The organism is Planctomicrobium limosum (genome assembly GCF_051465645.1).
Taxonomy (GTDB): Bacteria; Planctomycetota; Planctomycetia; order Planctomycetales; family Planctomycetaceae; genus Planctomicrobium.
In genome coordinates this window covers 3,496,874-3,519,654 of the sequence record NZ_CP195790.1, presented here as the reverse complement: position 1 = coordinate 3,519,654, position 22,781 = coordinate 3,496,874, and the positions used below count along the sequence as shown (strand labels likewise).

Genomic DNA, 22,781 nt, shown 5'->3' with positions numbered 1-22,781 from the left:
GCGGCCTTGATTGTTCACAATGAATGTCAGGCTGAATGATAAAATTCGATTTATGCAGCTCCTGAGCTACCTGTGGCAAACAGTGTCGTTCAGGAGTTTTGCATTTGTGTTTGTTGATGTGGCTTGTGCCGATGGCAGCATATGATGTTGGAGCGGGGTTAGTGTCATGTCCGGCAGTTTAAATGTCTTCTCTGCTTTTATGCTTCCGACATAGCGGGGCGTCGATGGTTAGGACGTCAGCGTGTCGTGTTGGCGGCTCCTTTGTGGTGTCGGATGCTGATTGTTCTGAAATAATGAATCGCGGGGATCAGCATTGGCTCAGCCTTTGCGATGACTCTGTTTTTAAGTGTGATGTGTGTTGTTTTGTTGATGTTTTGTCCGCTGTTGTATCGTTTTGCTGTAGTGCTGATTGAGTTGTTGAGCGGCGTGGATATTGTTCGTGCGCGACGCGACAAGCTTGTTTTAAGCGGGTGCTGATGTTTGGTGGTATTTGTTAGGAAAGTGAAGAAATAGGTTGTAGATTCGGAATTGACGTTGCGTTTTATGTCGATATGCGAATTTGCTGATTCGAACGCTTCTAAAAAATGACGAAATCTCACTTTTTCAAAAAGTTTCACGCATTCATACGAAGTATCTGCCTTGTTATGCGGTGAATTGTGAGAAGAATACTGCGACCCGTTTGCAGGTGAGCTTTTCGTTCTGTCTTTTCGTAAGAGGTGTTCTCTTGCGACACTTGTTTCGTAGACGGGGTGGAGAATATTTAGATGAAGATGCTGCGTAGAGGGTTTACTCTCATCGAGTTGCTGGTGGTCATTGCGATCATCGCAATTCTTATTGCCTTGTTACTGCCTGCCGTTCAGCAGGCCCGTGAAGCCGCTCGCCGATCTCAGTGCAAGAACAACCTGAAGCAGCTCGGCCTCGCTCTGCATAACTACCATGACGTGTTCAACCGGTTCCCACCGGGTTATGTGAACACGGGAACATCAAATACTCAAAGTGTGAACGGGATGTGGGCTTGGTCAGCAATGATCCTCCCGTACATCGAAGCAACCACCACTTACAACTTGCTGCAGCCAGGAACCCAGGGGATTGACCCAATCCTGACTGAAGCTTATCAGGCGAGCCCAACCCAGCGAGGGATGGCCCTGAAGACTCCAATTCAAGCGTTCCTCTGCCCATCGGACACTGCTCCGCCAGTGAACGATCAGCGCGCTCCAGTTGCTAACCAATTCCTTCCATCCAGCAGCTATGTTGGTGTGAACGGGAACTGGGTTCCATCCAACACCCGTGCAACGAGTGCGGTGGATGGTCAATCAGGTGCAACAGGCCTGTTCTATATGAACAGCAACTTGGGAATGCGCGATATGACCGACGGTACCAGCAACACTCTCGTGGTTGGCGAACGTGCTTGGAAAGTGAAAACCACTAACCCGTACTCAGGAACCTTGTACGCGACTCGCGGAACTGGTGCCTTCACAGTTATTACAACTGGCTTGTACAGCGCTTCAACAGCAAATGTGGGTGGAACAACAGCACGAGTTGTTACACCAGGTAACGGAGTTGCCATTGGCGACGCTCTCGGCGGTGCTGTTACTCGCATCAACGAAGGTGAATCTTCAGGTGGAGCTGTTACTGTCGTCGGTTCAAACGGCTTCAGCAGCTCACACACAGGCGGTGCTCACTTCCTGATGGGTGACGGTGCTGTGAAGTTCGTCAACGAAAACCTGTCTCACGTCCTCAGCTCAGGTGTCGAATCCAACAGCGTTTTCGAACTGTTGCTTGCGATTCGTGACGGTCAGCCAATCGGCGAGTTCTAAGACTTGTTGATTGAGATCGCTTAAAAATTGAAGCCGGCCATCCAACAGGATGGCCGGCTTTTTTGTTTGCTATCAGACCGGTTCGGTCTATCATGCGGCCGCGCAGCAGCCTTCTCGATTGGTGAATAGCTGAATTCCGCGTGCCAAAAACGCTGCATGATTTCTGGAAATGCTTTTGGCTGAATGCCGTCTCTGCAGTGAGGTCGCGGAGAGATTTTCGACTCCCCTTCAGGGAGTGTTCTCGTGTTTTAGGAGCGATTCTCTCGCTGGAAGAGAACCGCAGAATCCGGCCATAAGAGTTGGAGTTGCTGACCCACCACAGTGAGTTGAATGTCGTCCAGCTTGCGCAAGACAACGTCAGCGTCAGCAAGAAGTTCGGGTGGGTTCGTCGTTGCGACACCGATCACCTTGGCTCCAGCGCCTCGCCCAGCCTGAATGCCTGCTGGTGCATCTTCGATCACAACGGATTCACCAGGGGCAACTCCAAGTTGATTGATCGCTTTTAAATATGGCTCCGGGTTGGGCTTCCCATGCGTGATGTCATTCGCGGTAATAAAGACGTTGGGGATCAACAGCCCTGTGTGCTTCAGCCGAATCGTCGCAGTTCGTCGTTTTCCACTCGTAGCGATCGCCCATTGCGTGGGGGGGAGAGAGCTCATCAGGCGATACGCTCCGGCAAACGCGGAGAGCCCTGCAGTGTCATCTGCTTCAAAGTCCTCTTTCGCAGACGCCTCGGCTGCCGCATCCAGATGAGGGGCGACGACTCGCATGATTTCGATTGTCGGGCGTCCGTGGTGAATCGCTTCGATTGATGAATAAGGAATGCCGTGCTGCGCAGCCCAGACTTTCCAATGTCGTTCTGAAGTATCGTTTGAGTCGACCAGGACACCATCAAGGTCAAAGATCAGCGCAGAGCAAGTCCAAAGCATTCGGCACATCAATTCAAAAATGTCTCAGTGTCGTCGGAATTCGATCGGAACGATCTGTTCCGGAGACGGAGCAGCAGTCTCTTTTGTCGGGTGAGAACTTATTTTCGCATGCAGGATGCTGTCTCTTCAACTCCACGGGGCGTTACTGTCCCGGCGTGTACCAGGCTGCTTCGAGGCACGACCAGATATGGATGACCCATCCCATGAAGATCAACCACAGCAGTGATCCAAGGATGAAGTGGATGAGCGCTCGTAAAGGGCGTCCCTGGACGAGCTGTCCCAGTCCCGGCAGGAAGAAGCTGCAGACCGCAGCAATCACATTTGATGTTGAGCCTTGACCTTGCGCTACCATTCTCGTGTGCTTCCCGCTTGATATCAGGTTTCAGAAATCGAATGCGTACCTCAGGGAGATTCGCTCCGGTCCGTTAATTCTTACCGAGATTCACAAAAAGTCAGTAAGGATTTTCGAGACAATCTGATCCGGAGACAAAAGCCCAAAGTGAGCGATCGACAGGTGAACTTCGATCTGATTTCGTTAAGGAAGAGATCTGCTCGATTTTTTGGGGGGGCCTTACTCAGCGAGTGTTGAGTCGGGTGGGAGGCCGGTTTTCCCACATTGCTCAAGCAGTTTGGCGTTAATCTCCAGAAAGCGGTCTTTCCAGTAGTAGTGGTCGAGTAACCCCTCGGTGGTGAGTCCAATCTGGCAGTGGGCGGCAAATAAGGCTTCGACGGTCGCCAATCCAGCCGCGGGATCGTCGTAGGTCTTCGACACGCGAGGGTAAGCTGTTTGCCACGGGAGCAGGCTGCGAACTGGCAGTGACGTGTAATCTTTCTCCATTCGAGCAGCCAGTCGCCAGGTTCCGTCGAGCAAAAGGAGACCATTGGCGGCATCGTTTGAAGTCAGGAGCGGCCCCCCGATTCCGAGCCGGACATAACTTTCGATCGATTCCGGGCCGCGTTTCGGGAAAGTCCAGAAAATGTATGGGGCCTGACCTCGCAGTGGTTCTACGGAACATTTCGCCCGATTCTCTCGCGGGTGGACAACGATAATCGTCGGCTTGAATGCAGGTGGTGCGGATGCAGCCGACTGGGCCGGGAGAGATGTGTTAGACATGGCGGAAGCGATTTTGGAAAATGTGGGAACACAGCGGCTGGGAAAGTGACTTCGAGATGGCAACGCCCTGTGGTCGCATTGACGGGCCGTTTGATGCTTAACTGTTCTGGAGTTCGTGAATCTGCTTCTGGATCGTTGCGATTTCTTTCTCGAGTCGGGGGATTTCTGCCGGATCGTCTGGTTGTTTCTTTGCTCCGGAGAGTTGCTGTTGGAGAGTGGTCAGTTTTTTCTTCAGGGAATCGATTTGCTTCTGGTGTTTCTTGTTGATCGCCATGTGGAGCCCTTACGGTTCTGTCTGGAGAGAGATATTGTTGCCGAAACGGTTGGTCTGAGTGGTCGCTAATTGAGAGAGTCGGAATCGTTCGTTCTCTCTGTTTGTCGACATGATGGCGATGATAGAGCCTGTTGTGGTCGCTGGGAAAGGTTGAGGAATTGATGTCGGAGGAATTGGAAGAACTGCTGCGCTGTTTTGAGGAGACGGTTGTCTCGCAAAGATTCGTTTCGCTGGTTCTTGCCAGACCTCGCAAAAATGCCACGGAGCAGCCTCGCAAACAGACCATTCGACCTGTGCTGATCAAGAACGAGGCACGACTGCAATGGGAGCAGCAATTCGAGCGTCAGCAGACTCAGGTGAATCGCACACTGCTGGAGAGTGCTGACCTGATTCGCAATCTCTTTGATACGGTCTATCAGGAAGCGTATTTATTTACTGGTGACGTCGATTACGTTGCCAAGGTGTCATCTCAAGGGCGAGTGCACCTGCAACGTAAGAAGCCAAGTCAGTTGCCGCAGGCGACACTTGCTCATAATCGGAAGAAGGAATACCTGATTCCGGAAGGGGTTCCCTGCCCGTTTCTGTATGAACTGGATGTGATGACTGCCGAAGGTGTGGTCAAACCATCTCGACAGAAGAAGTTTCGTCAGATCAACCGCTATCTGGAAATGGTTCACGATATTGTGGACGCGTTACCTGCGTCAGGGAAATTGCGTATTGTCGATTTCGGATGCGGGTTAAGTTACCTGACATTTGCGTTGCACCACCTGTTTCACTTCATTTTGAAGCGAGATGTGGAACTGATCGGGATCGACCAGAATCGCCATGTCATTGATCGATGTCAGTCGATTGCCAGCAAGTTGAAGCTGACGGGAATGGTGTTTCAGTCGGAACAGATTCAATCGGTCACGGAATCTGATGTCTCTGAATCTGGAACCATTGATCTCGCGGTTTCGTTGCATGCATGTGATACGGCAACGGACCACGCACTGGCGTTTTCTGTCAGTGCGGGAGCGAAAGTGATCCTCGCTGCTCCTTGTTGCCAGCATGAGTTGTCCCAGTCGATTGAGTCTGAACCGCTTGAAGGAATCCTGCGGTACGGGGTGCTGAAAGAACGGGTGTCGGCACTGGCAACGGATGCACTTCGGGCGGGAGCATTAGAGGCCGCCGGGTATCGGACGCAGATTCTGGAATTCATCGATCTGGAACATACTCCCAAGAACCTCCTGATTCGTGCGGTCCTGCGAGACCAGCCTGCTGCTGACGCTGTTGACCGCTATGTCGGGCTGAAGCAGTTTCTCGGAGTGAACAAACTGGCGACGGACGCCATTCTGGATGCAGCACGTCCCAGAAAAGTGGCGGAATCTGGTGACCTTCCTGTCTGATGCGGGAGCCGCTCGTTCTAGAACGCCAGTACTTCAACTGGCCTGAGGGAGATGAAACTGCTTTAATTTCACTTTGTGATTTTGCTGCTGGACGATGCTGGTTGCTCTTGTTGAAAAGTGGGAGATTTTGAATCGCATGATTGTCACGATCGATGGACCTGCCGGGACCGGGAAAAGCACTGTTGCCAGGCGTCTGGCGGCAGAACTGAAGTTTCTGTTTCTGGATACCGGGGCGATGTATCGGATGGTCGCACTGAAGGCGATTCGGAACGCGATTTCTTCGGACAATCATGACGAAATTGCTCGCCTCGCGATTGAGACGTCGATCGATCTTTCCGGAGGCGAGTACCGGATGGACGGCGAAGATGTGAGTGCGGAGATTCGGACTCCAGCAGTGACTCAACTGGCTTCGCTGGTGGCACAGATTCCTGAGGTTCGTCAGAGATTGGTGCAGCGCCAACGCGATTTTGCCCAGTCGAGAAATATTGTCTGCGAAGGACGCGATCAGGGAACTGTGGCGTTCCCGCATGCGGAATGCAAATTTTTTCTGACAGCTCAGCCTGAGGAACGTGCTCGTCGGCGTGTTGACGAGTTTCGAGCTCTTGGGAAGTCCGTTGATTTTGATGAGTTGCTGCAGGATCAATTGACACGAGATCAGCGTGACGCGGAACGTGCAGTTTCTCCGTTGCGACCTGCTCTGGATGCGGTGCAAGTCGATACAACGTCGTTGTCACTCGAACAGGTTGTTGAGCTGTTACTGTCGCAGATTCTGATCCGCCAGCAGTCGATGGACCAGTAATTCCGTCGCAGACGCCGTCTCTTCAGTCCGCAAGTTCAGGGAATCGTTGTTCGGAATTTGACATCCTGCCGTCAGGCTTTAAGATCGATTTTGATGGTGTTTTACGACATCTTGCCAACGAACGCTGGGCTGATCGTTTGTTCGAAGTGCTTGAGTGGTTGCGTTTTGACGGCGGGTAGATCCAGGTTTAACCGGTCATTCGGGTCCAAGGAAGACAGTAAACATGGTCTTAGGCGAGCTGATCCCTGAAGGTGGCGGTGACCCCATCCCATTGCTGCAGCCAAAGCTGCTCATCGGTCGACGCAGTAACTGTGATATCGTGCTGACGTTTCCAAACATTTCCTCGCAACATTGCGAGCTCGAACTGGTTGACGGCTATTGGCAGGTTCGAGACATGGGCAGCAGGAACGGCGTGCTCGTGAATGGGGAACGGGTCAACACTCGATTTCTACATCCCGGTGATAACCTGGCAATCGCAAAGAGCCTTTACAAAATTCAGTATGAACCTTCCGGCGATGCTCCTCCACCAGCGGAAGAGAATCCGTTTGAGATGAGTCTGCTGGAAAAGGCGGGGCTCGAAAAGAAAATGGAAATGCAGCGTCGTCAGAAGGCGACAAAGCTTCCCCCTGCTGCAAACAATGCTTCACTTCATCGCAAGTTTGATGCCGACGAAGACGCTGCAATGGATTGGTTGATGGGTGATTAAGCGTGGGAGCAGGAAAAAACAAATCCAAGAAAGTTCGCGTTGCGTTTCATAAGAACCGCAACAAACGGGCTCGAATTACAGACCTGACCCGACAAAATGAAACGGATCAGGATGCGACTGGCGATCTCGAAACAACAGAACGACTCAGCGGCAAAGGCGAGTTGACTCGGTTTCGTACGATCGTGACTCGCGATGAAAATGATCAGCGGGATGTTGACGACGCCGTCACAATGTCGGGGCGTGTGCTGCTGGCCGTTGGGGCAAATCAATGTCGCGTGCAGGCAGAAGACGGCAAGCTCTATCTCTGCTCGATTCGCCGCCTCGTCAGAACGATGTCCCGGGAAAGTCGCAATGCTGTTGTGGCGGGTGATCGTGTCCGGTTCACTCCTCAAAGTGGTGGTGAGGGGGTTATCGAAGTCGTCGAGCCTCGGCGTGGGACTCTCAGTCGAGGGAGCCGCTTCAAGGCACACGTGATCGTTGCGAATGTGGATCAGACGGTGATTGTGACTTCTGTTGCCGATCCACACTTAAAGCTCGGGTTGATCGACCGCTTTCTCTGTAGTGTCGAAAAAGGGGGGACGCGCGGGGTCATTTGCATTAACAAAATCGATCTGGGGCAGCGTTCCTTATTACAGCCAGTCGTGGGGCAGTATGCCCGGTTGGGGTATCCGGTCATCTTGACCAATGCCCTGAGTGGCGAGGGAATTCCGCAACTGCGACGACTGCTGGCGAATCGGGAAACGGTGTTTACCGGTCAAAGCGGTGTTGGCAAATCCTCGTTATTGAACGCAGTGCAGCCTGATCTGGGCCGTAAGACTGGCGAGGTGAGTACAGATACCAACAAGGGTCGGCATACAACGCGGGTCACTGAGCTGATTCAACTCGAAGGAGGAGGCTGGGTCGTCGATACACCGGGAATTCGCACATTGCAGCTTTGGGATATCGTGAAGGAAGAGCTTGAGGGGCTGTTCATTGAGTTTCATCCATTCGTAGCACAATGCCGCTTCCCAGACTGCACTCACACTCATGAGCAGAATTGCGGAGTGAAGCGTGCCGTCGAGCTGGGGTGGATTTCTACATTGCGGTACGAAAACTATGTTCGAATTCTGAGTGGCGACGATGATGCGGTTCCGCCAGAATTTGTCGAAGCTGAGTGAACCTGGCGAACTTGCGTGATCTGTAAGATTTCAGACCCGAGAATTGGTCCATCAGAATCCTGAGAAAGAGGATGTGGTTCGGAGTTCCAGCGGGGATTGGACCTGACTCCTGTTGCTCTTTCTATTAACATTCGCCCCTTGAGGGGAAACGCTGCAGGCTAAGGAACTGGCGTTTCGACATTCGATGCTCTGCCCCAGAGACGGAGAACGGAATCCGATGAGTCGCCGCGGACAGAAATTTTGGCTCGTTGCAGGTGTTGCGACGAGTGTCTCTTTGATCAGTCTCGTTGCTCAGGCGCAGGTGAAGGTTGAGAACGTTCTCGCCTATAAGCCAATGCAAGCAGACGTTGATTATGACATTCCAACTGCAGAAGAGATTCCCAACTGCAAGCTGGAAGTGGAACGCGGCGATAAAGGATCCGGCTGGGTGCTCTATAACCCACAGGGACAGATTCTACGCCGCTTCATGGACACCAATGGCGATCGTGGTGTTGATGAATTCCGCTATTACAAGCATGGTCTTGAGGTCTATCGTGATCTCGATACCGACGGAAACAACGAGATCGATCAGTCTCGCTGGTTAACGACAGCGGGAACCCGTTGGGGGATCGATAAGAACGAAGATCGCAAGATCGAATCCTGGAAGATCATCTCGGCTGAAGAGGCCACCAGAGAAGCCATTCTTGCGATTGTGAACAAGGATGAAGCCCGTCTTGCTGCGGTGCTGCTGAACGCCAATGACGTCAAAGAACTGGGATTGCAGGGAGACGCCGCCGCGAAGCTCGCAAATCGAGTGAAAGAGGCCGGTGAGAAATTTAAGGCTGTCAGCACCCAATCGAAGGGGATTCAACCGACAACCAAATGGGTTCGGTTTGATTGCTCGATGTTGATGCCAAGCCTGATTCCTGCCGACCCGTCCAAGACGAAAACAGATCTCCTCGTTTATGAAAACGTGATGGCAATTATCGAAACCGGTGGTGAAACAGGTTTCGTGCAAATTGGCGAGATGGTTCGCGTTGGTGACGCCTGGAAACTGACACAGGTTCCTTCTCCTCTGGACGGCACGAATCTGGAAGTTGCCGAAGGGGGAATCCTGATTCAACCAAGCCTGCATGGTGCTGCCGGGATGGCGGAAGGGTTGAGTCCGAAGTTGAAGCAACTGTTGGATCAGTTAGGGGAACTCGACGCAAAGGCTCCTCAGGCTCAGTCAACCGTAGAGGACATCACCCGCTATAACGTGGCTCGGGCTCAATTGCTTTCATCGCTTGCAGAAGAAGTCCCTTCAGAAGAAGAGAAGATCAACTGGCAGCGCACACGTCTGGAAGGGATCGCTGCTGCGACCCAGATGAAGACCTTTCCAAACGGTCTCGACGAGCTGCTGAAAACAGAGCAGGCACTTCGCCAGTCAAAATCAGAATCCACCTTGTTGTCATTTGCCGTTTTTCAACGGATTCTTGCTCAGTACAACTCGGAACTTGAAAAGGCGACACCGGCTGATCGCGCAAAGATCATGGATGTCTGGTTTAAGTCCCTCGAAGGATTTGTGACCGAATTCCCCAAGGCCGAAGAAGCTGCAGATGCAATGCTCCATCTGGCTGTGACGCATGAGTTCAATGGCAGTACTCCTGAAGCCAATGCATGGTACACGAAGCTGGTCACCGCTTATCCGCAATCACCTGCGGCATTGCGAGCTCGCGGGGCATTGCGACGAATTGAATTGAAAGGCAAGCCATTGCAGCTCGCTGGAAAGGGGCTGACAGGGGGAGCAATTGACGTTGCCAGTTATCGAGGTCGAGTCGTACTGGTCATCTTCTGGGCGACATGGTGCACTCCATGTACTGAAGACTTGCCACAGATTCAACAGCTTTACCAGACCTATCAGCGCGAAGGCTTTGAGGTGCTGGGCGTGAATCTGGATGGCCAAGGAGCACCGATTCAGCAGTACATTCAAAACTACAAAGTGCAGTGGCCACATATTCATGAAGAAGGGGCATTGGAGAGCAAGCCCGCCGTGGATTTCGGGGTCATTTCGCTTCCCACAATGTTCCTGGTGGACCGCAATGGAGTTGTGGTTTCTTCAAGCACGTCTGTGGAAGAATTGAAAAAGACAGTGCCGGAATTGATTAAGGCGAAATAGCCCGTTGTCGTCTTCAGTTGAATTGAATCTGTACTAATAAAAGAAGGTCTGGAATCGTGAGGTTCCAGACCTTCTTTTATGTTTAGAGGCGAGTTAAGTCGCATCTCTTCAGCAATTTAACAGCGTGAGTCGGGGGCTGACAGCAGATCAATAAAATGGAATCCATCGCGATCCACTTTCTCGCCGTTCGTGATCGAGATCGTGTTGGAATAGATCGCCCCGTTATAACAGAATGTATGGAACTCGCCGTTTTCACCGCATGGGTCGACCGACGAAGGAAGCTCGGCAAGCAGTTCGTCGTTGAACTCACGCCCGACAAATGCTGGATCGAGCTGTTTGGAATCAACGCAGGTAATTCTGGTTCGGAAGCCTGCTGAGATGATTTCTCTTGCGAGACTCGCTGTCTCTCTGGTTGTCTGCCAGATCGGAAAATGCGGAGTCAAACCTGTTGCGGATAACTGCTTTTCGCGATACGCCCGAACTTCTTCCAGAAAGAGATCACCGAAGGCGACGCCACTAATTCCCTGTTGAACAGCACGCTCCCAGCAAGTCTGCATTCGCAATTCATAGTCGGCATTAGAACATGGCCAGGGAAGCGGGATGAGCCACAGCGGCAGACCGGCTGCCTGTGCTTGCTGACGAACGAGATCCGCAGAGACCCCGTGCATCGCGACGCGTTGGTTCTGCTCGTTAATGGTCGTTAACAGGCCAACGACTTCAATGTCTGGCCTCTGGCGAAGTTGATGCAATGTCCATGCGCAGTCTTTCCCGGAACTCCAGGACAGAAGAACCTTTGAATTCGGTTTCATTCGTTCAGATTCCCTTTCTCTTGTGAGCGGGCAGGCTCAACTGCAGGGAGCGCTCCCGGTTCAATCAGAACGAGTGTGAAGACATCACCGGACCTGTTGGGGCTCCCATGTCACCGCACAACAGACTAACTTGATCAGAGAAAGGCTGAATCCTACGTGCCAGCGACGCTGCATCATGACTGGGAGTGTTCTAAAAGCGAATGACGCGTCGGAGCACGGACCAGGCGAGCAAGGCAAGGACAGCATTCGCGACCCACATTGACCAGCTGGGATCAAGTTTTCCTTGTTTGCATTGAGCCATCAGTCCCAGCATCAGTGGATAGTAACCGGCAACAATCGGGACGAAGCACAAGAGGAAGCTTGTCAGTGCCTGACTCTTGCCAAATCGCATTGCGAACGGGGTTCCCAGCAGTGCGAAGAAGAAGCAGCTGCATGCCATCGCATAGCGCGAATGTACCTCCGTGTTCAATCGGTTTGACCAATGTTGTTGTCGGTCGACGTCAGCGAGTCGCGGGCCACACTGGCTGGCAACTCGGGGGAAATCAGCTGAAGTCAAAGCGAAGCAGGCGTGGAGCATTGCATACTGCTTTTGGATCTCTCGCTCACTGTTCAGAGACTCCAGTTCCTTCTTCATGTTTTGAATCGGCAGCTGCTGGACTCGCAGGCGTTTACCTGACTGGCTCCACTGCAGTTGCTCGGAAACTTCTGAGAAGCGTCCTCTGGTTTGGCCGGGAATATCGACCCAGCTGTTGAACGCTCGAATGTTGATCAGCTGTTCCTCAACATCGAGATCGATCTCTGCCATCTCCGCCTGCAAGGTGCAGATCTTCTGACCTTTTGTGTAACGAAATGTCGGGTGAAGCAGTTTTTGACCATCCACCCCATCCACGGTGACGAGCAGACCGCGTCGAGGGTCGCTGAAATGGTGTTCTGTTCGAAGACGATCCAGAAAGATGTCTTCCATGAATGACACGATATGTTGTTCGATCTTCCCCATTGACCAAGGGATGACCTGATCTGTGAGTAAAAGCGAACAAACGCTCAGGACTGCCCCGAGAAACAAGGCAGGCCACATCAGCGAAAGTGGATGGACGCCGGCGGATTTTGCGGCAGTGACTTCCTGGTCCCCGGCCAGGCGGCCATAGACGACGCTGACAGTCATTAGAAGCGCTGCGGGAATTGTGAACGGCAGCATGCTGGGAATAATGTACGGAATGATCGTCAGAGCTTGCTGCGGGTCCAGACCGCTGTCGGTGGCCTGTTGAAAGATCCCCACAAACACCAGCAAAATGGTGATGCACCCCAGCACAAACGTGAAAACCCGAAGGATTTCACGAAAGATATAACGTTGTAGCAATGGAATGAAGTGCCACATTACGTTGCCTGAGTCGGCGCCTGCCTGTCATTAAGGATCCAGATCGCCGTCCTTGCGATCTCGTGATGTGGGTTATCGGACAACCTGGAAATTAGGTCAAGATGGCCTTTCGACCGTCAGAACTGCTCTTCTGCCAAAAATTGAGTGCTGAACTGGAGCCTGTCAGTCTTGAATCCGGCAACAGGAATTCCTATCCTTCCGCTTCCAATACCGTTCCGAGCGGCCTTATGGCCTTCGGGATTGAGGACGGAGAGATGGCAGAGTGGCCGAATGCGCGGCATTGCTAATGCCGTGACCATGTCAAAGTGGTCCCGGGGTTCGAATCCCCGTCTCTCCGCTTGTTGACGATTAGCCTCCGCAAGTTCTTATCAAATAAGAACTTGCGGAGGCTTTTTTCATTGGCACAGTCGACTGTGCCAATGATTGTGCCAATCAGCGTGTTAAGGTCGTGAGACAGAGGCGAGATCTTCAAGAGTTCCTCATAGGCCTTCATTGAGGAAGATGTGTCTCCTCTGGTATCGAACGGGAACACTTCAGGACTCACGCGAGCCTGGTGATTTGACGAGTTGCACACGACTCATTTGGCGGTGTGACTCTTCATTATGTAAATGATAGTAGCGCCTGACCATATCGCTGTCTTGGTGGCCGACCCATGCCATGACGACTTGCTCGGCGATCCCGTCATTCGCACACTTGGAACAAAAATAATGACGGAACGAATGGAGTCGTCCGTCCATGAATCCCTTTTCGTTCACAGGACTTGGAAATTGTGGCGCCAATGGGGTCAGCACATCGCGGATCAGAATTTGTCTTAGCGTATCGGGTTTGAGTTTGCCGCCCAGTGGACCGTGAAAAACGCGCTGATCGGCCCGTCGTGGGAGGTTCATCAAGATTGGCAAGAGTTCCTGATGTATCGGCAGAGACCTACCGTGGCCCGATTTGGTTGTCCGACGTTCCCCACGCAAATCACGTGTCGCTTTGCCAGTTTCATCTGTCAGCGTGATCATGTTCGCTTCGAGATTAATATCCGACCATCGGAGCGACGCCAACTCTGAGATCCGAAGTCCGGTACACGCTAGAGCAATCAGCGTATGGCCAAGCCAGTTCAACTCCGGATTTTCAGCGCAATGATCCACCATCGCCTGGACCTCCGCTAGTCGCCAACAGTAGGTTTGCGTTCCATCAGCCTTCCTTAATGGATATTTGAACAGGCAAGGCTGGGGCAGATGTTTTTCCTCGACGAGGTACTTTATGACCTGTTTGAGAGTGTTGAGTTCCAAATACTGAGTCGCGTACGCATAACCTTGATCACTCAGCCAGGCTGCATAGCTGTTTAACGTTTTCGCTGTGACTTCATTCCATGTCTCAATGTGGTTCCGACTGGCAAAAGGCAGAAATTTGTCGAAGACCGCCCGGTATCGCTTGGCTGTTGTTTTTCCGGGACCTCCTGCGATGCGTGGCCGCTTTACGTGCTGTTCATAGAGGGTTCTCCCTGCCTCTAATGAAAGTTTTTCTTGTGCGAGAGTGGAGAGCAGATGCCGCTCGGCGAGTCCGTGCTCGACGGCTTTGACTACATCCAGCTCTTCTAGGGCGGTCAGGGCTTCAGATCGTTCTCGTGTCGACAAGGAATGTCGGCCGAGCGGGGGATGATTCGATCGCCCGTCCGCGAAATAAACACCGTTCCGCTGGCCTAACAACCAGCTGAAATAACGGCAGCGGAGCAGTTCCTTTTTTCGAGGTTTTGGCATTGAGCACTTTCACGATTTCTAGTGGCGTTGCTTCCATTTCGGAGCAGGACCGGCGATCGGTTTGTGGGAGGAGGGACCCGTTTTAGTCGCCGTTGCAGCGTCAGATGGCTGCTCGAAGAGACGCGTCAGTTCGGTGAGCGGAATGGACAACCGTGTCCCGGGCCCACCCGGTTGGCAAATGCGAATCGAGCCGTCCTTGATGCGGCGGCGGACGGTCGGAGTCGAGAAACCGACGCGCGCTGCGAAGTCTTTGACACTGATGCAGTCGACATGCGACTCTGGAAAAATCATGGGCGGCGATCCAAAGTGTGAGTGGTGTCCTTACACTTATTCCGCCTTCTCAATTAGCGATTACGTTATTTGGGAGCGATTTCTTGCGATGGAAGACACCCGTTGGCGTACATCTCGTATCCCATTCCAGCGGAAATACTTAAGTGGCCGGTGTGACCTGCCACTTAAGTCCGGAGGGATGCACTTCACGAGTCGTTTTCCGCGTTACCTCTCAGATGTGCGAAGAAAACGGGGGAGCGATGTCGGGGCAAAGGATGAGTCTTGGAAAATCCCATCATTCCTTGCTGTCGACTTCGAGATCGCCTCGTTGTTCCAAAATTGCGTTTTAAAATTTTCCTTATCGATGTCAAAACTCATCAGTTATTCGAGTGTCTTGACGAATGTTTTGAATGAGTTCTCGTGCTTCGTCTTTGGGAGACAGTTCAAGTTCCTCAATGATCGCACTGTCATCCCATCCTTTATGGATTAGATCTCGGACATCGATGAGCAGCTCATGAAGCTCACGTGCGTCTGGCACGGCGATATTTGCGGTGGGAGGTGTCCGGTTGTCGTATTTGGATGTGAACAGAGTCTCGGGAATTGGATTGCATGATTTTCTCCTGATTGGCCGTCTGCTTGAGACACGTAAAACCTTACCTCCTAATCGCCCAGCGAACTTGTATGCTCCCATGATTCGATACCACACATCTGGGGTATATTCCTTACCTGAGATTTGCTTGAACGCTGCCTGGTATTGGTTGGATACTGTCTGGAGTGGTCGCCTCAGTATCTTCGCAATTTCTGCGAAACGCTTCTCGTTCTCATTGGCATACCCACCACCTGTCCAACCTTCGCGAAGATCCCACACTTCGAGGTAATCTTGAAACTTTTCGGTTTGCTGTCGTTGTTCTGCCAATTGGTGGGTCTGTTTGTATTGGCGTGCAATCTGTCCCACAGCGTCAGTGATCGCTCGGAGAGGGGCCTCTGGGTTGATCATGACAAATTGCTCCCCGAATACGTTCTGAAAGTTAGGATGTTCCCCATTGAGGATCTCCGTTAGAAGTTCGTATTCCTGTGAGGCATTGTGAAAATCTACGTCGAGCGATTTCTGTAGGAGCTGGATCACTGCAATTTTAGTATCCCTGGGTAGTTGCCTGGCGAGAACTGCCACGACTCCACGGACCTGTATTTGGGAGACAGCCCCCTTTATCCACGGTGATTTCATTGGAAGGGAATCCAATCCGAGCTGGTCATATCCAAGACTTGGATCGATTGGCTCGTAATGCACTCCGATTAACTGCAACAACATCTGAGCAGATTCAAACGTGAATTTCTCATATGGGGTTGTGAATTCCGGAGGTCGCGTTGCTTGCTTCCAAGTCATCAGATAGTACGGATGGCGGCGGGTGAACTCCCAGCGAAACTGAGGAGTTAATCGTTCAACCAATTCGGAAGGACGGGGAACGAGCCACGATTCGGAGAGCAACGGTTCATTCATGTTCAGGGAGTTCCTGCCACTGGTTGCACAAAAGTATTGGGAGTATTGGACGATGATGAATGATTGTTTTTCAGGTCATTGCGTACCTCGATGTTGAACCGCGTCGCCTCAACTTGCGGATGAGTTATCAATGTGGCAGTCTATTTCATTCAGGTTGATTCGAAGTGGTGGCGATCAATTCCGAGCGGGCTTCTCTGATTGATGATACCCTCGGTTGATGACGGGTGGTTTGACTCCGTTCTCTCCTACCTCGGTATCTATTCAATTATGGGGCTCATGGATCTAATCCCCAATCGTCAGTTCGCTGGCGAGGAGGTTGAGGGTGAGGTCTTGGTCGTTGGGGAGGTGTCTGAGCCATCTTGTGAACTGGTGAACCATCAGGGCGGCGGCGAGGCTGGCGCAATAGATCGTGCTGCGGGAGGTGCAGCTGCCGGACTGGGCCTGAGCCTGGGGGAACAGGGTGGTGGCGTAGTGCTGTCGGGAAGATTCATCCGTGGCGGTGAGGATTCGCAGGACTTCGCCGAGCATACGGCCATCGCCCCAGAACTCGACCTGATGCTGGCGGCTCCGCCAGATGGCCGCGCGGGCGCTGATCGAATCGACGCAGCAGAAGACGACGGTGCCGGTCTCCTGACGGGAGCGGAAACGATCGGCCACCGTCTCGACATGGAGCTGGGGATCGATCCGCCAGAGGAGGGCGGCAGTGGCATCGACCTTGAGGGAGCCCAGATCTTCCTGGAAGTACCCCTGGGTGGTGATGTTGGTGGGCTCGACATGGTCGGGGTCAATTAGCTGAATACGGCGGGCCCCGCTGGCGGCCAGCTGCAGGGCAACCTGTCGGCCGATGGCACCGACCCCGATGACGGTGAGACTGAGGCACTGGAGTCGGGTGAGGGGGACCAGATCCTGCTGCCGCAGGAAACGATCTGTCATGAGAGGCCTTTCCAAAGACTGACCGCCTCATCCAGGAGAGAATTCTCCCGGATGAGGCGGTGATGAGTGAGTGATGTGAAGGAATCAAATCGCAGCGGTTTCGAACAGGTCGTTCGTGAAGAACTCCTCGAACGGCGGTTCTGGTCTGTCGAGGAACAAATCCTCTTCCTGCACGGCGTCGCAGTACTCCTGTTCCCACTGGGGGAAGTCCGCTGCCGGGAAGGGACGCGCGAAATCCACTGCAACCTGCAGCGGGAGTCGGGCGGGACCTCCCCGTTGCCAGTGCAGCTCGGCGAAGGTGGCCCCTCCCCGGGCGAGGATGAACATCACCGCCCAGTCACAGCGCCCGAAGCAGCGTTGGAACGTCCGCCGGTCAACGGCGCTGGGCCGCGGACAGTCACCGGGATGGGTGTGAATCCAGATCCGGCCGAACTGGTCGGGACGGCGTCCCTGGTCGACCTGCGCCTCAAAGAACTCGGCGACAGCGGTGTCGTCGAACTTGACGGTGACGCTGGTGCACCGCTGCTGCACCAGCTGGATGTCTTGGACACAGAGACTCTGGTCAGGGTCCGTGATCCCGAAGCCTCCGACTTCTGTCGGTCCGAGATCACGCAGGCAGTGGAGTTTGGCCCAGGCGGTGGGGGTGAAGGTCAGGGTCGGGCGTGGGGACCGTCTCCCCCGGGGCCGACGGAGGTGGCGGCGGAGCAGGCGTTTGGTACGGAAGGTCTGTTTCGTCATCTTCAGGATCCTGTTGCAGGTCATGGCAAGGGCCGCAGAGAGCGTCCGTCCGACAGGAAGGACAGACTTCTTGGCCACAGTCGGCACACGATTCCAGGCACCCCGCACAGTGCGGTTCCTGACAGTCGGTGCAGCGTTGTTCGCAGGCAGAGCAGAGAGAGTCACCACACTCCCGACAGGAGGAGCAGCAGTCCGGACAGGAACTCTGCTCACACCCCACGCAGGGCGTGAGGTCTTCGGCCGGAAAGGTCCCAACGCAGTCGGCACAGAGGACACCGTCCCAGTCGACGAGCTTGGTGTAGGCACTGCCGGGGTTGTAAGTGTGCAGCACTTGGTTGATCAGGAGACCGACATCTCCCAGTCGTCCCTGATCGAGCGCGAGCCGGATCGCTTCGCGGGCCTCCCCTTCACAGAGGATGCGGTCATGGACATGCGGGTGGGTGGTTCCGGGGGAGTCTCCGGCAGGATGCGGTTCCAGTGCCAGAACTTCGTAGGGGTGAGTGAGGGACAGTTGGGTCCAGTCGAGCCGGATCTCGAAGGGGCCCAGTTCGATCCCTTCAAGGATCACCGGCTCGGTGATGATGCTCACCGTTTTCTCAGCGATCTCATATCGGACTTCGGGAAACTCCTGTTCCAGCGCCACCAGTTCTTCGTACAGCGACCGCAGTGGGGGAGGTGGGGAGCGGAGTGAAGTCTGACTGAGAGCAACCAGCGCCCGACAGCGGGAGCCGAGCATCTCGAGCGTCTGCAGGTAATGTTCCCGAAGCCGTTCCTGAGTGGCCGGCAGGGACCGTCGCTCACAGAGCTGCAGCTGACGCCAGAGCGTCGCGAGTCGCTGCCAGTGCTCGGTGGGAGGATCAGGAGCGGTTGGTTCGCGGGAACTGTATTCATAGTGCTGGTGCAAGGCACACGCCACCCGCAGTCGGGTGCGGTTGATGTGTTGCATGAGGACTCTCCTGGCTGTTCAAAGAATAGGCAGCCGGTCCGGGACCGACTGCCTGTCCGGTACCGTAGTTAGCAGGCGTTCCGAACGAGGCCCGACAGGGCCCCTTCGATGCGGGTGGGAGTGAGGGAGACGCGGTCGCCCGGCTGCAGGACATAGTCCGACGGGGCAGGCTGGCGGTTGACACGAATCAGGTAGTCGCCTGGAGAGGCATGGGGGAGACGATCGGAGAACAGCTGGGCGAGCGTGGTCTCGGGAGCAATGTCGATGTGGTCGGCGAAACCGCCGCCATCGTTGTTGAGAAACAGGATCTTCATGAAAGGGCTTTCTTCAAAAGAACAGGGAAAGGGGATTGAGAAGACACGCTTCCGCCACGCGGCGAGTTGCGTGTCATCAGTCGAAACGGCCGCTGCGCGGGCACCCGGTAGAGCAAGCTGCTCTAGTGACGGCGGAAGCGGATGCCGCCGGTGCCGATGGCACTCAGCAGCAGGAGGAGCAGCAGGCCTGCGAACAGCGTCCAGGACTGGGCGAGGTAAGCCACCGTACCGGCCACGAGCAGGCAGCCATTCACCGTGGCGACATTCAATTTCTGTCGAGCGGACATAGGTCCTTTCTGGTCAGGAGCGGCGGTACCGGAACGGGCGATGAGCAAGAGCTCCTCCATTCCGGAGCAGGTCCAGCTGATCCCAGTCGAGGAACCGGGGTTCCCGCTGGATCGGTTCCGGCAGCAGCGGGACGAAGCCCATCCGGGAGATGGTGGTGACGCTCTCTCCGGTGGTACGGGCGATGGAGCGGTTGAGATCACGTTGACGCATGAGACAGGTTCCTTGTGAAAATGTGGTGAGCGCAACAAAAAACTCCCCAGGCGGGGAGTCGTGACATGCAGCAGGGACTTCGAACACCTTCAGTACTCCTCAGGCAGGAGCAGGGTGGTGACGGAGCGGTCCGCTTCGGTGATGATCCAGAAGCGGACACCGGCAGCGGAGTGGTAGACCGACAGTAACCGCTCATTGTCGAGGAGCGACTGATCATTGGCGGCGGCATCAGCCGGGTCGCAGTCTCCCCAGTCACCAGACTGATGCCGGGCGAGGGCGTGCTGGACCTCGGCGGGGGTGAGCATCTCCAGAACGCCGGGAGTACCGACGATCTGACCTAACGGGAATCGGGGGGCACGGACAGCAGTGGAATCAGGGGGCATGGTGGGGCCTTTCAAGCAGCAGGCAGAGGGAACAGACGATCCGGTGCATCCCAGAAAAAAAACGGCAGACAGGACGCGGATTGGTCCTCTCTGTCGGGGGGAATGGAAAGCTCCGGATCACTCTCGATGCAATGCGATTCGCATCATGTATTATGACACGTTTAGGCCCTGAATTTAGCGCGACGCAGACGGAGCAGCGGAGGCCGAACGAAAGGCCGCCTGGATGCTGCTCCATGTGCCGGCCAACGGCACTTCAATTCCTATTTCTCCTTTTTCTTCTCATTCCTACATCATCTATTATGCCACCAATCAGCCCGATATTTAGCGCTCGTCTCCTGCGGAGATGACCGGTCGATAACAACCGCACCGGAAGGGCACGCGGACTGCTTTCCGAACGCAGAATTTAATCCCGAGATGAAATCCACTGCCTGGGAAGATTCGACGTGATCGTAGCGACGGAGCGACCGGCCATCCTGCAGTCGAGGCCTTTTCCTCCTCTCCCGGTGTGGGCAGATGAGTTCGATCCCACGAGACTGAAGATGCTCTCGCAGCCAATCGGCGTCGGCGGCTTTATCGTACAGCAGCCGACGCGGTTTACCGTGCGGCGGACACTGGTCGACCAGCGTCTGGATCGTGGTCACTTCGCTATGGTTGGCAGCGGTCGTGTAAGCCGAAAGGGGTGTCCCATTTCCATCTGTCAGCAGGAGGATGCGGGTTCCGTTTCCACGATGACAACGTCCCACGTCGTCACCCCTTTTTTTGCCCGTGCAAACGAGCCATCACCGATCGCCTCTTCCCAGTCAATGCCACGTCACTGGAGCAGTTTGCTTAGCAGCCGATCCCAGGCTGTCCGAAAAATGCCATTGCGAGTCCAATCTCGATGGCGACGCCAACAGGTGGCTGGAGATGGGTACCGTTCTGGCCCATTCAGAATGACAGGGCTTTCCAACGGGCTCCTGTAATCAGTACCCAAAGCACGCCTTCCAGGCACTCGCGGGACGATCGCCAAGGTCGTCCGCCTCGCGGGCCGATCGGCGGGTCTGGAAACAGATCCACGATCAGAAGCCATTGTGCATCAGAGAGAAAGGGTTTTGGGGCCGTTCTGGACCCTGTCTTGTTCGGCCGACGTATTGTCGGCCATTTCGACAGGGCGATGAGCATGAGTATCTCCTTTCACCCTGCTCATTGGCACATTCCTTGCCAATCCTGTTCAGTATCCCAAAGGTTGTGAAACTGGCTCATGCAATTTCGAGATCGCAGAATCAGTTTTTCCTGAAAAACATAAGCAAAACCTATCTCATCTAAGGCGTAAACAATAACTGCAAAGCTGTTTACGGAGTTATAATGCGAATAAGGTTTTCCAGAGGTCCTCTTCAGAGGACACTTGAGATTCTTTGATCGCATTTTCAGCTGCTAGGGATGTCGTTTGAATGCGACCTGATCCTCCGTGCCGGTTCAAATCTCATCACCCCGACTTGATTGGACAAGAAGCCCTTCGGCGATGACGTCGAAGGGCTTTCTTATTTCAGGGCAAAGAGTTGCGTCATCGAGTCGGCAGTTCAAAAAGACGATTTCCATGATCCGACGTTTGATGGCGTAGTCGGCTGTAAGCCATTTGTGGCTCAAGGCTTGTGAGAGTTCAAAAACTTTCACCGCCAAATCGCTCATTTCGTCGTGCGAGCGGTCCACGACGTCCAGTTGCAGTTTCAGGTTGGCGATTCGGTCCCGCAATTCCGTCTGCTTGGCGGCGAAGATGTTGAGGTCGATTTCATCATCGAGCCGCATGTCCACCAAGCGGTTCTGCTGAGCGATCGCGAGGCTCATCTGACGCTGTAACTCGGCCCGCTGCGCGAGCGATTCCGCCTGGGCGTCCTTGGTCTGAGACCGCAGGACGGTCCGCACCCAGTCGCGAACTTCTTCATTCTCGATCCGCATCTTGTCGAAGATCGCAAGCATCTGCCGATCCAGCTCCGCCTCGGTGACGCGGGTCCGGGGATGGCCTTGGACGTTGTAGTACGTGCAGCGGTAGTAGACGTATTGCCGCTCACCGGCGGCTGTGCGTTTCGTCTTCTTTTCGCCGGTGATGGGATGACCGCAGTGGCCGCAGACGATGCGTTCGCTGGCATACGTCAGTTCGTGCGATTGGTAGACATGTCCTCCCAGCAGAACTTGTACGCGATCCCAGGTCGCCCGATCGGTCAGCGGTTCGTGCTTGCCGGGATACCAGTGGCCGCGAAACTCGATCTCGCCGATGTAGGCTCGGTCGCGAAGAATCGAATGCAGTGAGCTTCTCGGAAACTTCGAAGCAGTGGGCCGAAACTTGCGGTGTTCTTTCGAGAGCTTCTCGGAGAGGCTGTCGAGCGTGTGGTTGTGAAAGGCGAAGAGTTCAAAGATCCGGCTGACGTTGGGGCCAGTCTCGGGATCGATCTCCACGATGCCGCGTCCGTTCTTGCGGATGTTGCGGTAACCGTAGGGGGCCTTGCCCACAAACCAGCCTTCCCGGATACGGCGTTCCAAGCCTTCACGAACATCGAGTGACTGCTGTTCGGTGTAGAAGCTCGCCATGTTGGCGAGTGTTCGCCGCATCATGCGACCGGCCGGGTTGCTGTCGGTCGGCTGTGACACGGAAATGAACGGGACACCGTATTCCGATTCGAGCCGCTCCAGTTCGACGTAATCGAACAGGTTTCGGGCCGCCCGGTCCACCTTGTAGAACAGCAGGCCATCAAGACCCGGAGCGTTCTTCTTCGCGAACGTGACCAGCTCGCGGAACGCCCGGCGTTCGTCCGTCTTGCTGGCCGTCTCGGCGATCTTGAATAGCCGCACGATCTTCCCGCCGTGCTGCTCGGCGTAGCGTTTCAGAGCATCTTCCTGGACTTCCAGTGAAAAGCCTTCGCGTTCCTGTTCCCGACTGCTGACTCGTGCCAGTGCGACGTATTGCTTCATGGGAA

The 22,781-nt window shown here is 54.3% G+C and carries 26 protein-coding genes and 1 tRNA gene; 7 read left to right on the top strand and 20 right to left on the bottom strand.

Annotation, left to right across the window (positions count from 1 at the left end; all coding sequences use genetic code 11):
* Positions 1-236: 236 nt before the first annotated feature.
* The gene (locus SH527x_RS13345; protein WP_437191174.1) at positions 237-617 is read right to left on the bottom strand and encodes a hypothetical protein; all 381 of its coding nucleotides are present in this window, start codon (positions 615-617) and stop codon (positions 237-239) included.
* 147 nt (positions 618-764) lie between these two features.
* Here SH527x_RS13345 and SH527x_RS13340 point away from each other — a divergent pair, with 147 nt between their 5' ends.
* Positions 765-1,817, top strand: coding sequence for a DUF1559 domain-containing protein (locus tag SH527x_RS13340; protein ID WP_437191173.1), 1,053 nt, complete (start codon positions 765-767; stop codon positions 1,815-1,817).
* A gap of 248 nt (positions 1,818-2,065) precedes the next feature.
* Here SH527x_RS13340 and SH527x_RS13335 read toward each other — a convergent pair whose 3' ends face one another.
* From SH527x_RS13335 to SH527x_RS13320, 4 genes are all read right to left on the bottom strand, one after another.
* The gene (locus tag SH527x_RS13335) at positions 2,066-2,746 is read right to left on the bottom strand and encodes an HAD-IA family hydrolase (protein WP_437191172.1); all 681 of its coding nucleotides are present in this window, start codon (positions 2,744-2,746) and stop codon (positions 2,066-2,068) included.
* A 142-nt stretch (positions 2,747-2,888) separates the two neighbouring features.
* Complete coding sequence (locus SH527x_RS13330) at positions 2,889-3,098, bottom strand: hypothetical protein (protein WP_437191171.1); 210 nt, start codon at positions 3,096-3,098, stop codon at positions 2,889-2,891.
* Between the two features lie 219 nt (positions 3,099-3,317).
* On the bottom strand, positions 3,318-3,860 hold the full coding sequence (locus SH527x_RS13325; RefSeq protein WP_437191170.1) for a ribosome biogenesis domain-containing protein: 543 nt from the start codon (positions 3,858-3,860) through the stop codon (positions 3,318-3,320).
* A gap of 97 nt (positions 3,861-3,957) precedes the next feature.
* Positions 3,958-4,134 (bottom strand): hypothetical protein, encoded by a 177-nt coding sequence (locus tag SH527x_RS13320; protein ID WP_437191169.1) that lies wholly within the window; start codon positions 4,132-4,134, stop codon positions 3,958-3,960.
* A 161-nt stretch (positions 4,135-4,295) separates the two neighbouring features.
* Between SH527x_RS13320 and SH527x_RS13315 the strand changes: the two genes are divergently transcribed.
* The 5 genes from SH527x_RS13315 to SH527x_RS13295 all read left to right on the top strand — a co-directional run bounded on the left by SH527x_RS13315 (position 4,296) and on the right by SH527x_RS13295 (position 10,318).
* Positions 4,296-5,519: a class I SAM-dependent methyltransferase gene (locus SH527x_RS13315; RefSeq protein WP_437191168.1), complete on the top strand. Its 1,224-nt coding sequence runs from the start codon at positions 4,296-4,298 to the stop codon at positions 5,517-5,519.
* 136 nt (positions 5,520-5,655) lie between these two features.
* Entirely contained in the window at positions 5,656-6,318 is a 663-nt protein-coding gene (gene cmk, locus SH527x_RS13310; protein ID WP_437191167.1) for a (d)CMP kinase, read from the top strand.
* 223 nt (positions 6,319-6,541) lie between these two features.
* Positions 6,542-7,024, top strand: coding sequence for an FHA domain-containing protein (locus SH527x_RS13305; RefSeq protein WP_437191166.1), 483 nt, complete (start codon positions 6,542-6,544; stop codon positions 7,022-7,024).
* A 2-nt stretch (positions 7,025-7,026) separates the two neighbouring features.
* Complete coding sequence (rsgA, locus tag SH527x_RS13300; RefSeq protein WP_437191165.1) at positions 7,027-8,181, top strand: ribosome small subunit-dependent GTPase A; 1,155 nt, start codon at positions 7,027-7,029, stop codon at positions 8,179-8,181.
* 217 nt (positions 8,182-8,398) lie between these two features.
* The gene (locus SH527x_RS13295; RefSeq protein WP_437191164.1) at positions 8,399-10,318 is read left to right on the top strand and encodes a redoxin domain-containing protein; all 1,920 of its coding nucleotides are present in this window, start codon (positions 8,399-8,401) and stop codon (positions 10,316-10,318) included.
* Between the two features lie 116 nt (positions 10,319-10,434).
* On the opposite strand, the gene SH527x_RS13290 is transcribed toward SH527x_RS13295, so the two are convergent.
* Complete coding sequence (locus SH527x_RS13290) at positions 10,435-11,127, bottom strand: ATP-binding protein (RefSeq protein WP_437191163.1); 693 nt, start codon at positions 11,125-11,127, stop codon at positions 10,435-10,437.
* A gap of 190 nt (positions 11,128-11,317) precedes the next feature.
* On the bottom strand, positions 11,318-12,502 hold the full coding sequence (locus tag SH527x_RS13285) for an LptF/LptG family permease (protein ID WP_437191162.1): 1,185 nt from the start codon (positions 12,500-12,502) through the stop codon (positions 11,318-11,320).
* Positions 12,503-12,750: 248 nt separating this feature from the next.
* On the opposite strand from SH527x_RS13285, the gene SH527x_RS13280 reads away from it, so the two are divergent.
* Positions 12,751-12,839 (top strand) — tRNA-Ser (locus SH527x_RS13280).
* A gap of 196 nt (positions 12,840-13,035) precedes the next feature.
* On the opposite strand, the gene SH527x_RS13275 is transcribed toward SH527x_RS13280, so the two are convergent.
* From SH527x_RS13275 to SH527x_RS13215, 13 genes are all read right to left on the bottom strand, one after another.
* Complete coding sequence (locus SH527x_RS13275; RefSeq protein WP_437191161.1) at positions 13,036-14,250, bottom strand: tyrosine-type recombinase/integrase; 1,215 nt, start codon at positions 14,248-14,250, stop codon at positions 13,036-13,038.
* An 18-nt stretch (positions 14,251-14,268) separates the two neighbouring features.
* Positions 14,269-14,541, bottom strand: a complete 273-nt coding sequence (locus SH527x_RS13270) for a hypothetical protein (RefSeq protein ID WP_437191160.1) — start codon at positions 14,539-14,541, stop codon at positions 14,269-14,271.
* A 346-nt stretch (positions 14,542-14,887) separates the two neighbouring features.
* Positions 14,888-16,018 (bottom strand): hypothetical protein, encoded by a 1,131-nt coding sequence (locus tag SH527x_RS13265; protein WP_437191159.1) that lies wholly within the window; start codon positions 16,016-16,018, stop codon positions 14,888-14,890.
* 282 nt (positions 16,019-16,300) lie between these two features.
* Complete coding sequence (locus SH527x_RS13260) at positions 16,301-16,951, bottom strand: ThiF family adenylyltransferase (RefSeq protein WP_437191158.1); 651 nt, start codon at positions 16,949-16,951, stop codon at positions 16,301-16,303.
* An 84-nt stretch (positions 16,952-17,035) separates the two neighbouring features.
* Complete coding sequence (locus SH527x_RS13255) at positions 17,036-17,482, bottom strand: hypothetical protein (protein WP_437191157.1); 447 nt, start codon at positions 17,480-17,482, stop codon at positions 17,036-17,038.
* 76 nt (positions 17,483-17,558) lie between these two features.
* Positions 17,559-18,635 (bottom strand): hypothetical protein, encoded by a 1,077-nt coding sequence (locus SH527x_RS13250; RefSeq protein WP_437191156.1) that lies wholly within the window; start codon positions 18,633-18,635, stop codon positions 17,559-17,561.
* A 68-nt stretch (positions 18,636-18,703) separates the two neighbouring features.
* Positions 18,704-18,949 (bottom strand): MoaD/ThiS family protein, encoded by a 246-nt coding sequence (locus SH527x_RS13245; RefSeq protein ID WP_437191155.1) that lies wholly within the window; start codon positions 18,947-18,949, stop codon positions 18,704-18,706.
* Between the two features lie 122 nt (positions 18,950-19,071).
* The gene (locus SH527x_RS13240) at positions 19,072-19,236 is read right to left on the bottom strand and encodes a hypothetical protein (protein WP_437191154.1); all 165 of its coding nucleotides are present in this window, start codon (positions 19,234-19,236) and stop codon (positions 19,072-19,074) included.
* A 13-nt stretch (positions 19,237-19,249) separates the two neighbouring features.
* Positions 19,250-19,534, bottom strand: a complete 285-nt coding sequence (locus tag SH527x_RS13235; RefSeq protein ID WP_437191153.1) for a hypothetical protein — start codon at positions 19,532-19,534, stop codon at positions 19,250-19,252.
* Positions 19,535-19,536: 2 nt separating this feature from the next.
* Positions 19,537-19,830 (bottom strand): hypothetical protein, encoded by a 294-nt coding sequence (locus SH527x_RS13230; protein WP_437191152.1) that lies wholly within the window; start codon positions 19,828-19,830, stop codon positions 19,537-19,539.
* 290 nt (positions 19,831-20,120) lie between these two features.
* The gene (locus SH527x_RS13225; protein ID WP_437191151.1) at positions 20,121-20,573 is read right to left on the bottom strand and encodes a transposase; all 453 of its coding nucleotides are present in this window, start codon (positions 20,571-20,573) and stop codon (positions 20,121-20,123) included.
* Between the two features lie 184 nt (positions 20,574-20,757).
* Positions 20,758-20,991, bottom strand: a complete 234-nt coding sequence (locus tag SH527x_RS13220) for a transposase (RefSeq protein ID WP_437191150.1) — start codon at positions 20,989-20,991, stop codon at positions 20,758-20,760.
* Positions 20,992-21,285: 294 nt separating this feature from the next.
* Complete coding sequence (locus tag SH527x_RS13215; protein WP_437191149.1) at positions 21,286-22,776, bottom strand: recombinase family protein; 1,491 nt, start codon at positions 22,774-22,776, stop codon at positions 21,286-21,288.
* Positions 22,777-22,781: the final 5 nt, after the last annotated feature.

Bases quoted from the DNA above. Each gene is read 5' to 3' on its own strand.
- SH527x_RS13215 (WP_437191149.1), bottom strand. From the start codon at position 22,776: ATGAAGCAATACGTCGCACTGGCACGAGTCAGCAGTCGGGAACAGGAA.
- SH527x_RS13330 (WP_437191171.1), bottom strand. From the start codon at position 3,098: ATGGTAGCGCAAGGTCAAGGCTCAACATCAAATGTGATTGCTGCGGTC.
- SH527x_RS13320 (WP_437191169.1), bottom strand. From the start codon at position 4,134: ATGGCGATCAACAAGAAACACCAGAAGCAAATCGATTCCCTGAAGAAA.
- SH527x_RS13270 (WP_437191160.1), bottom strand. From the start codon at position 14,541: ATGATTTTTCCAGAGTCGCATGTCGACTGCATCAGTGTCAAAGACTTC.
- SH527x_RS13250 (WP_437191156.1), bottom strand. From the start codon at position 18,635: ATGCAACACATCAACCGCACCCGACTGCGGGTGGCGTGTGCCTTGCAC.
- SH527x_RS13230 (WP_437191152.1), bottom strand. From the start codon at position 19,830: ATGCCCCCTGATTCCACTGCTGTCCGTGCCCCCCGATTCCCGTTAGGT.
- SH527x_RS13295 (WP_437191164.1), top strand. From the start codon at position 8,399: ATGAGTCGCCGCGGACAGAAATTTTGGCTCGTTGCAGGTGTTGCGACG.
- SH527x_RS13335 (WP_437191172.1), bottom strand. From the start codon at position 2,746: ATGCTTTGGACTTGCTCTGCGCTGATCTTTGACCTTGATGGTGTCCTG.
- SH527x_RS13265 (WP_437191159.1), bottom strand. From the start codon at position 16,018: ATGAATGAACCGTTGCTCTCCGAATCGTGGCTCGTTCCCCGTCCTTCC.
- SH527x_RS13305 (WP_437191166.1), top strand. From the start codon at position 6,542: ATGGTCTTAGGCGAGCTGATCCCTGAAGGTGGCGGTGACCCCATCCCA.
- SH527x_RS13275 (WP_437191161.1), bottom strand. From the start codon at position 14,250: ATGCCAAAACCTCGAAAAAAGGAACTGCTCCGCTGCCGTTATTTCAGC.
- SH527x_RS13290 (WP_437191163.1), bottom strand. From the start codon at position 11,127: ATGAAACCGAATTCAAAGGTTCTTCTGTCCTGGAGTTCCGGGAAAGAC.
- SH527x_RS13220 (WP_437191150.1), bottom strand. From the start codon at position 20,991: ATGCTCATCGCCCTGTCGAAATGGCCGACAATACGTCGGCCGAACAAG.
- SH527x_RS13325 (WP_437191170.1), bottom strand. From the start codon at position 3,860: ATGTCTAACACATCTCTCCCGGCCCAGTCGGCTGCATCCGCACCACCT.
- SH527x_RS13240 (WP_437191154.1), bottom strand. From the start codon at position 19,236: ATGTCCGCTCGACAGAAATTGAATGTCGCCACGGTGAATGGCTGCCTG.
- SH527x_RS13245 (WP_437191155.1), bottom strand. From the start codon at position 18,949: ATGAAGATCCTGTTTCTCAACAACGATGGCGGCGGTTTCGCCGACCAC.
- SH527x_RS13340 (WP_437191173.1), top strand. From the start codon at position 765: ATGAAGATGCTGCGTAGAGGGTTTACTCTCATCGAGTTGCTGGTGGTC.
- cmk (WP_437191167.1), top strand. From the start codon at position 5,656: ATGATTGTCACGATCGATGGACCTGCCGGGACCGGGAAAAGCACTGTT.
- SH527x_RS13260 (WP_437191158.1), bottom strand. From the start codon at position 16,951: ATGACAGATCGTTTCCTGCGGCAGCAGGATCTGGTCCCCCTCACCCGA.
- SH527x_RS13285 (WP_437191162.1), bottom strand. From the start codon at position 12,502: ATGTGGCACTTCATTCCATTGCTACAACGTTATATCTTTCGTGAAATC.
- SH527x_RS13315 (WP_437191168.1), top strand. From the start codon at position 4,296: ATGTCGGAGGAATTGGAAGAACTGCTGCGCTGTTTTGAGGAGACGGTT.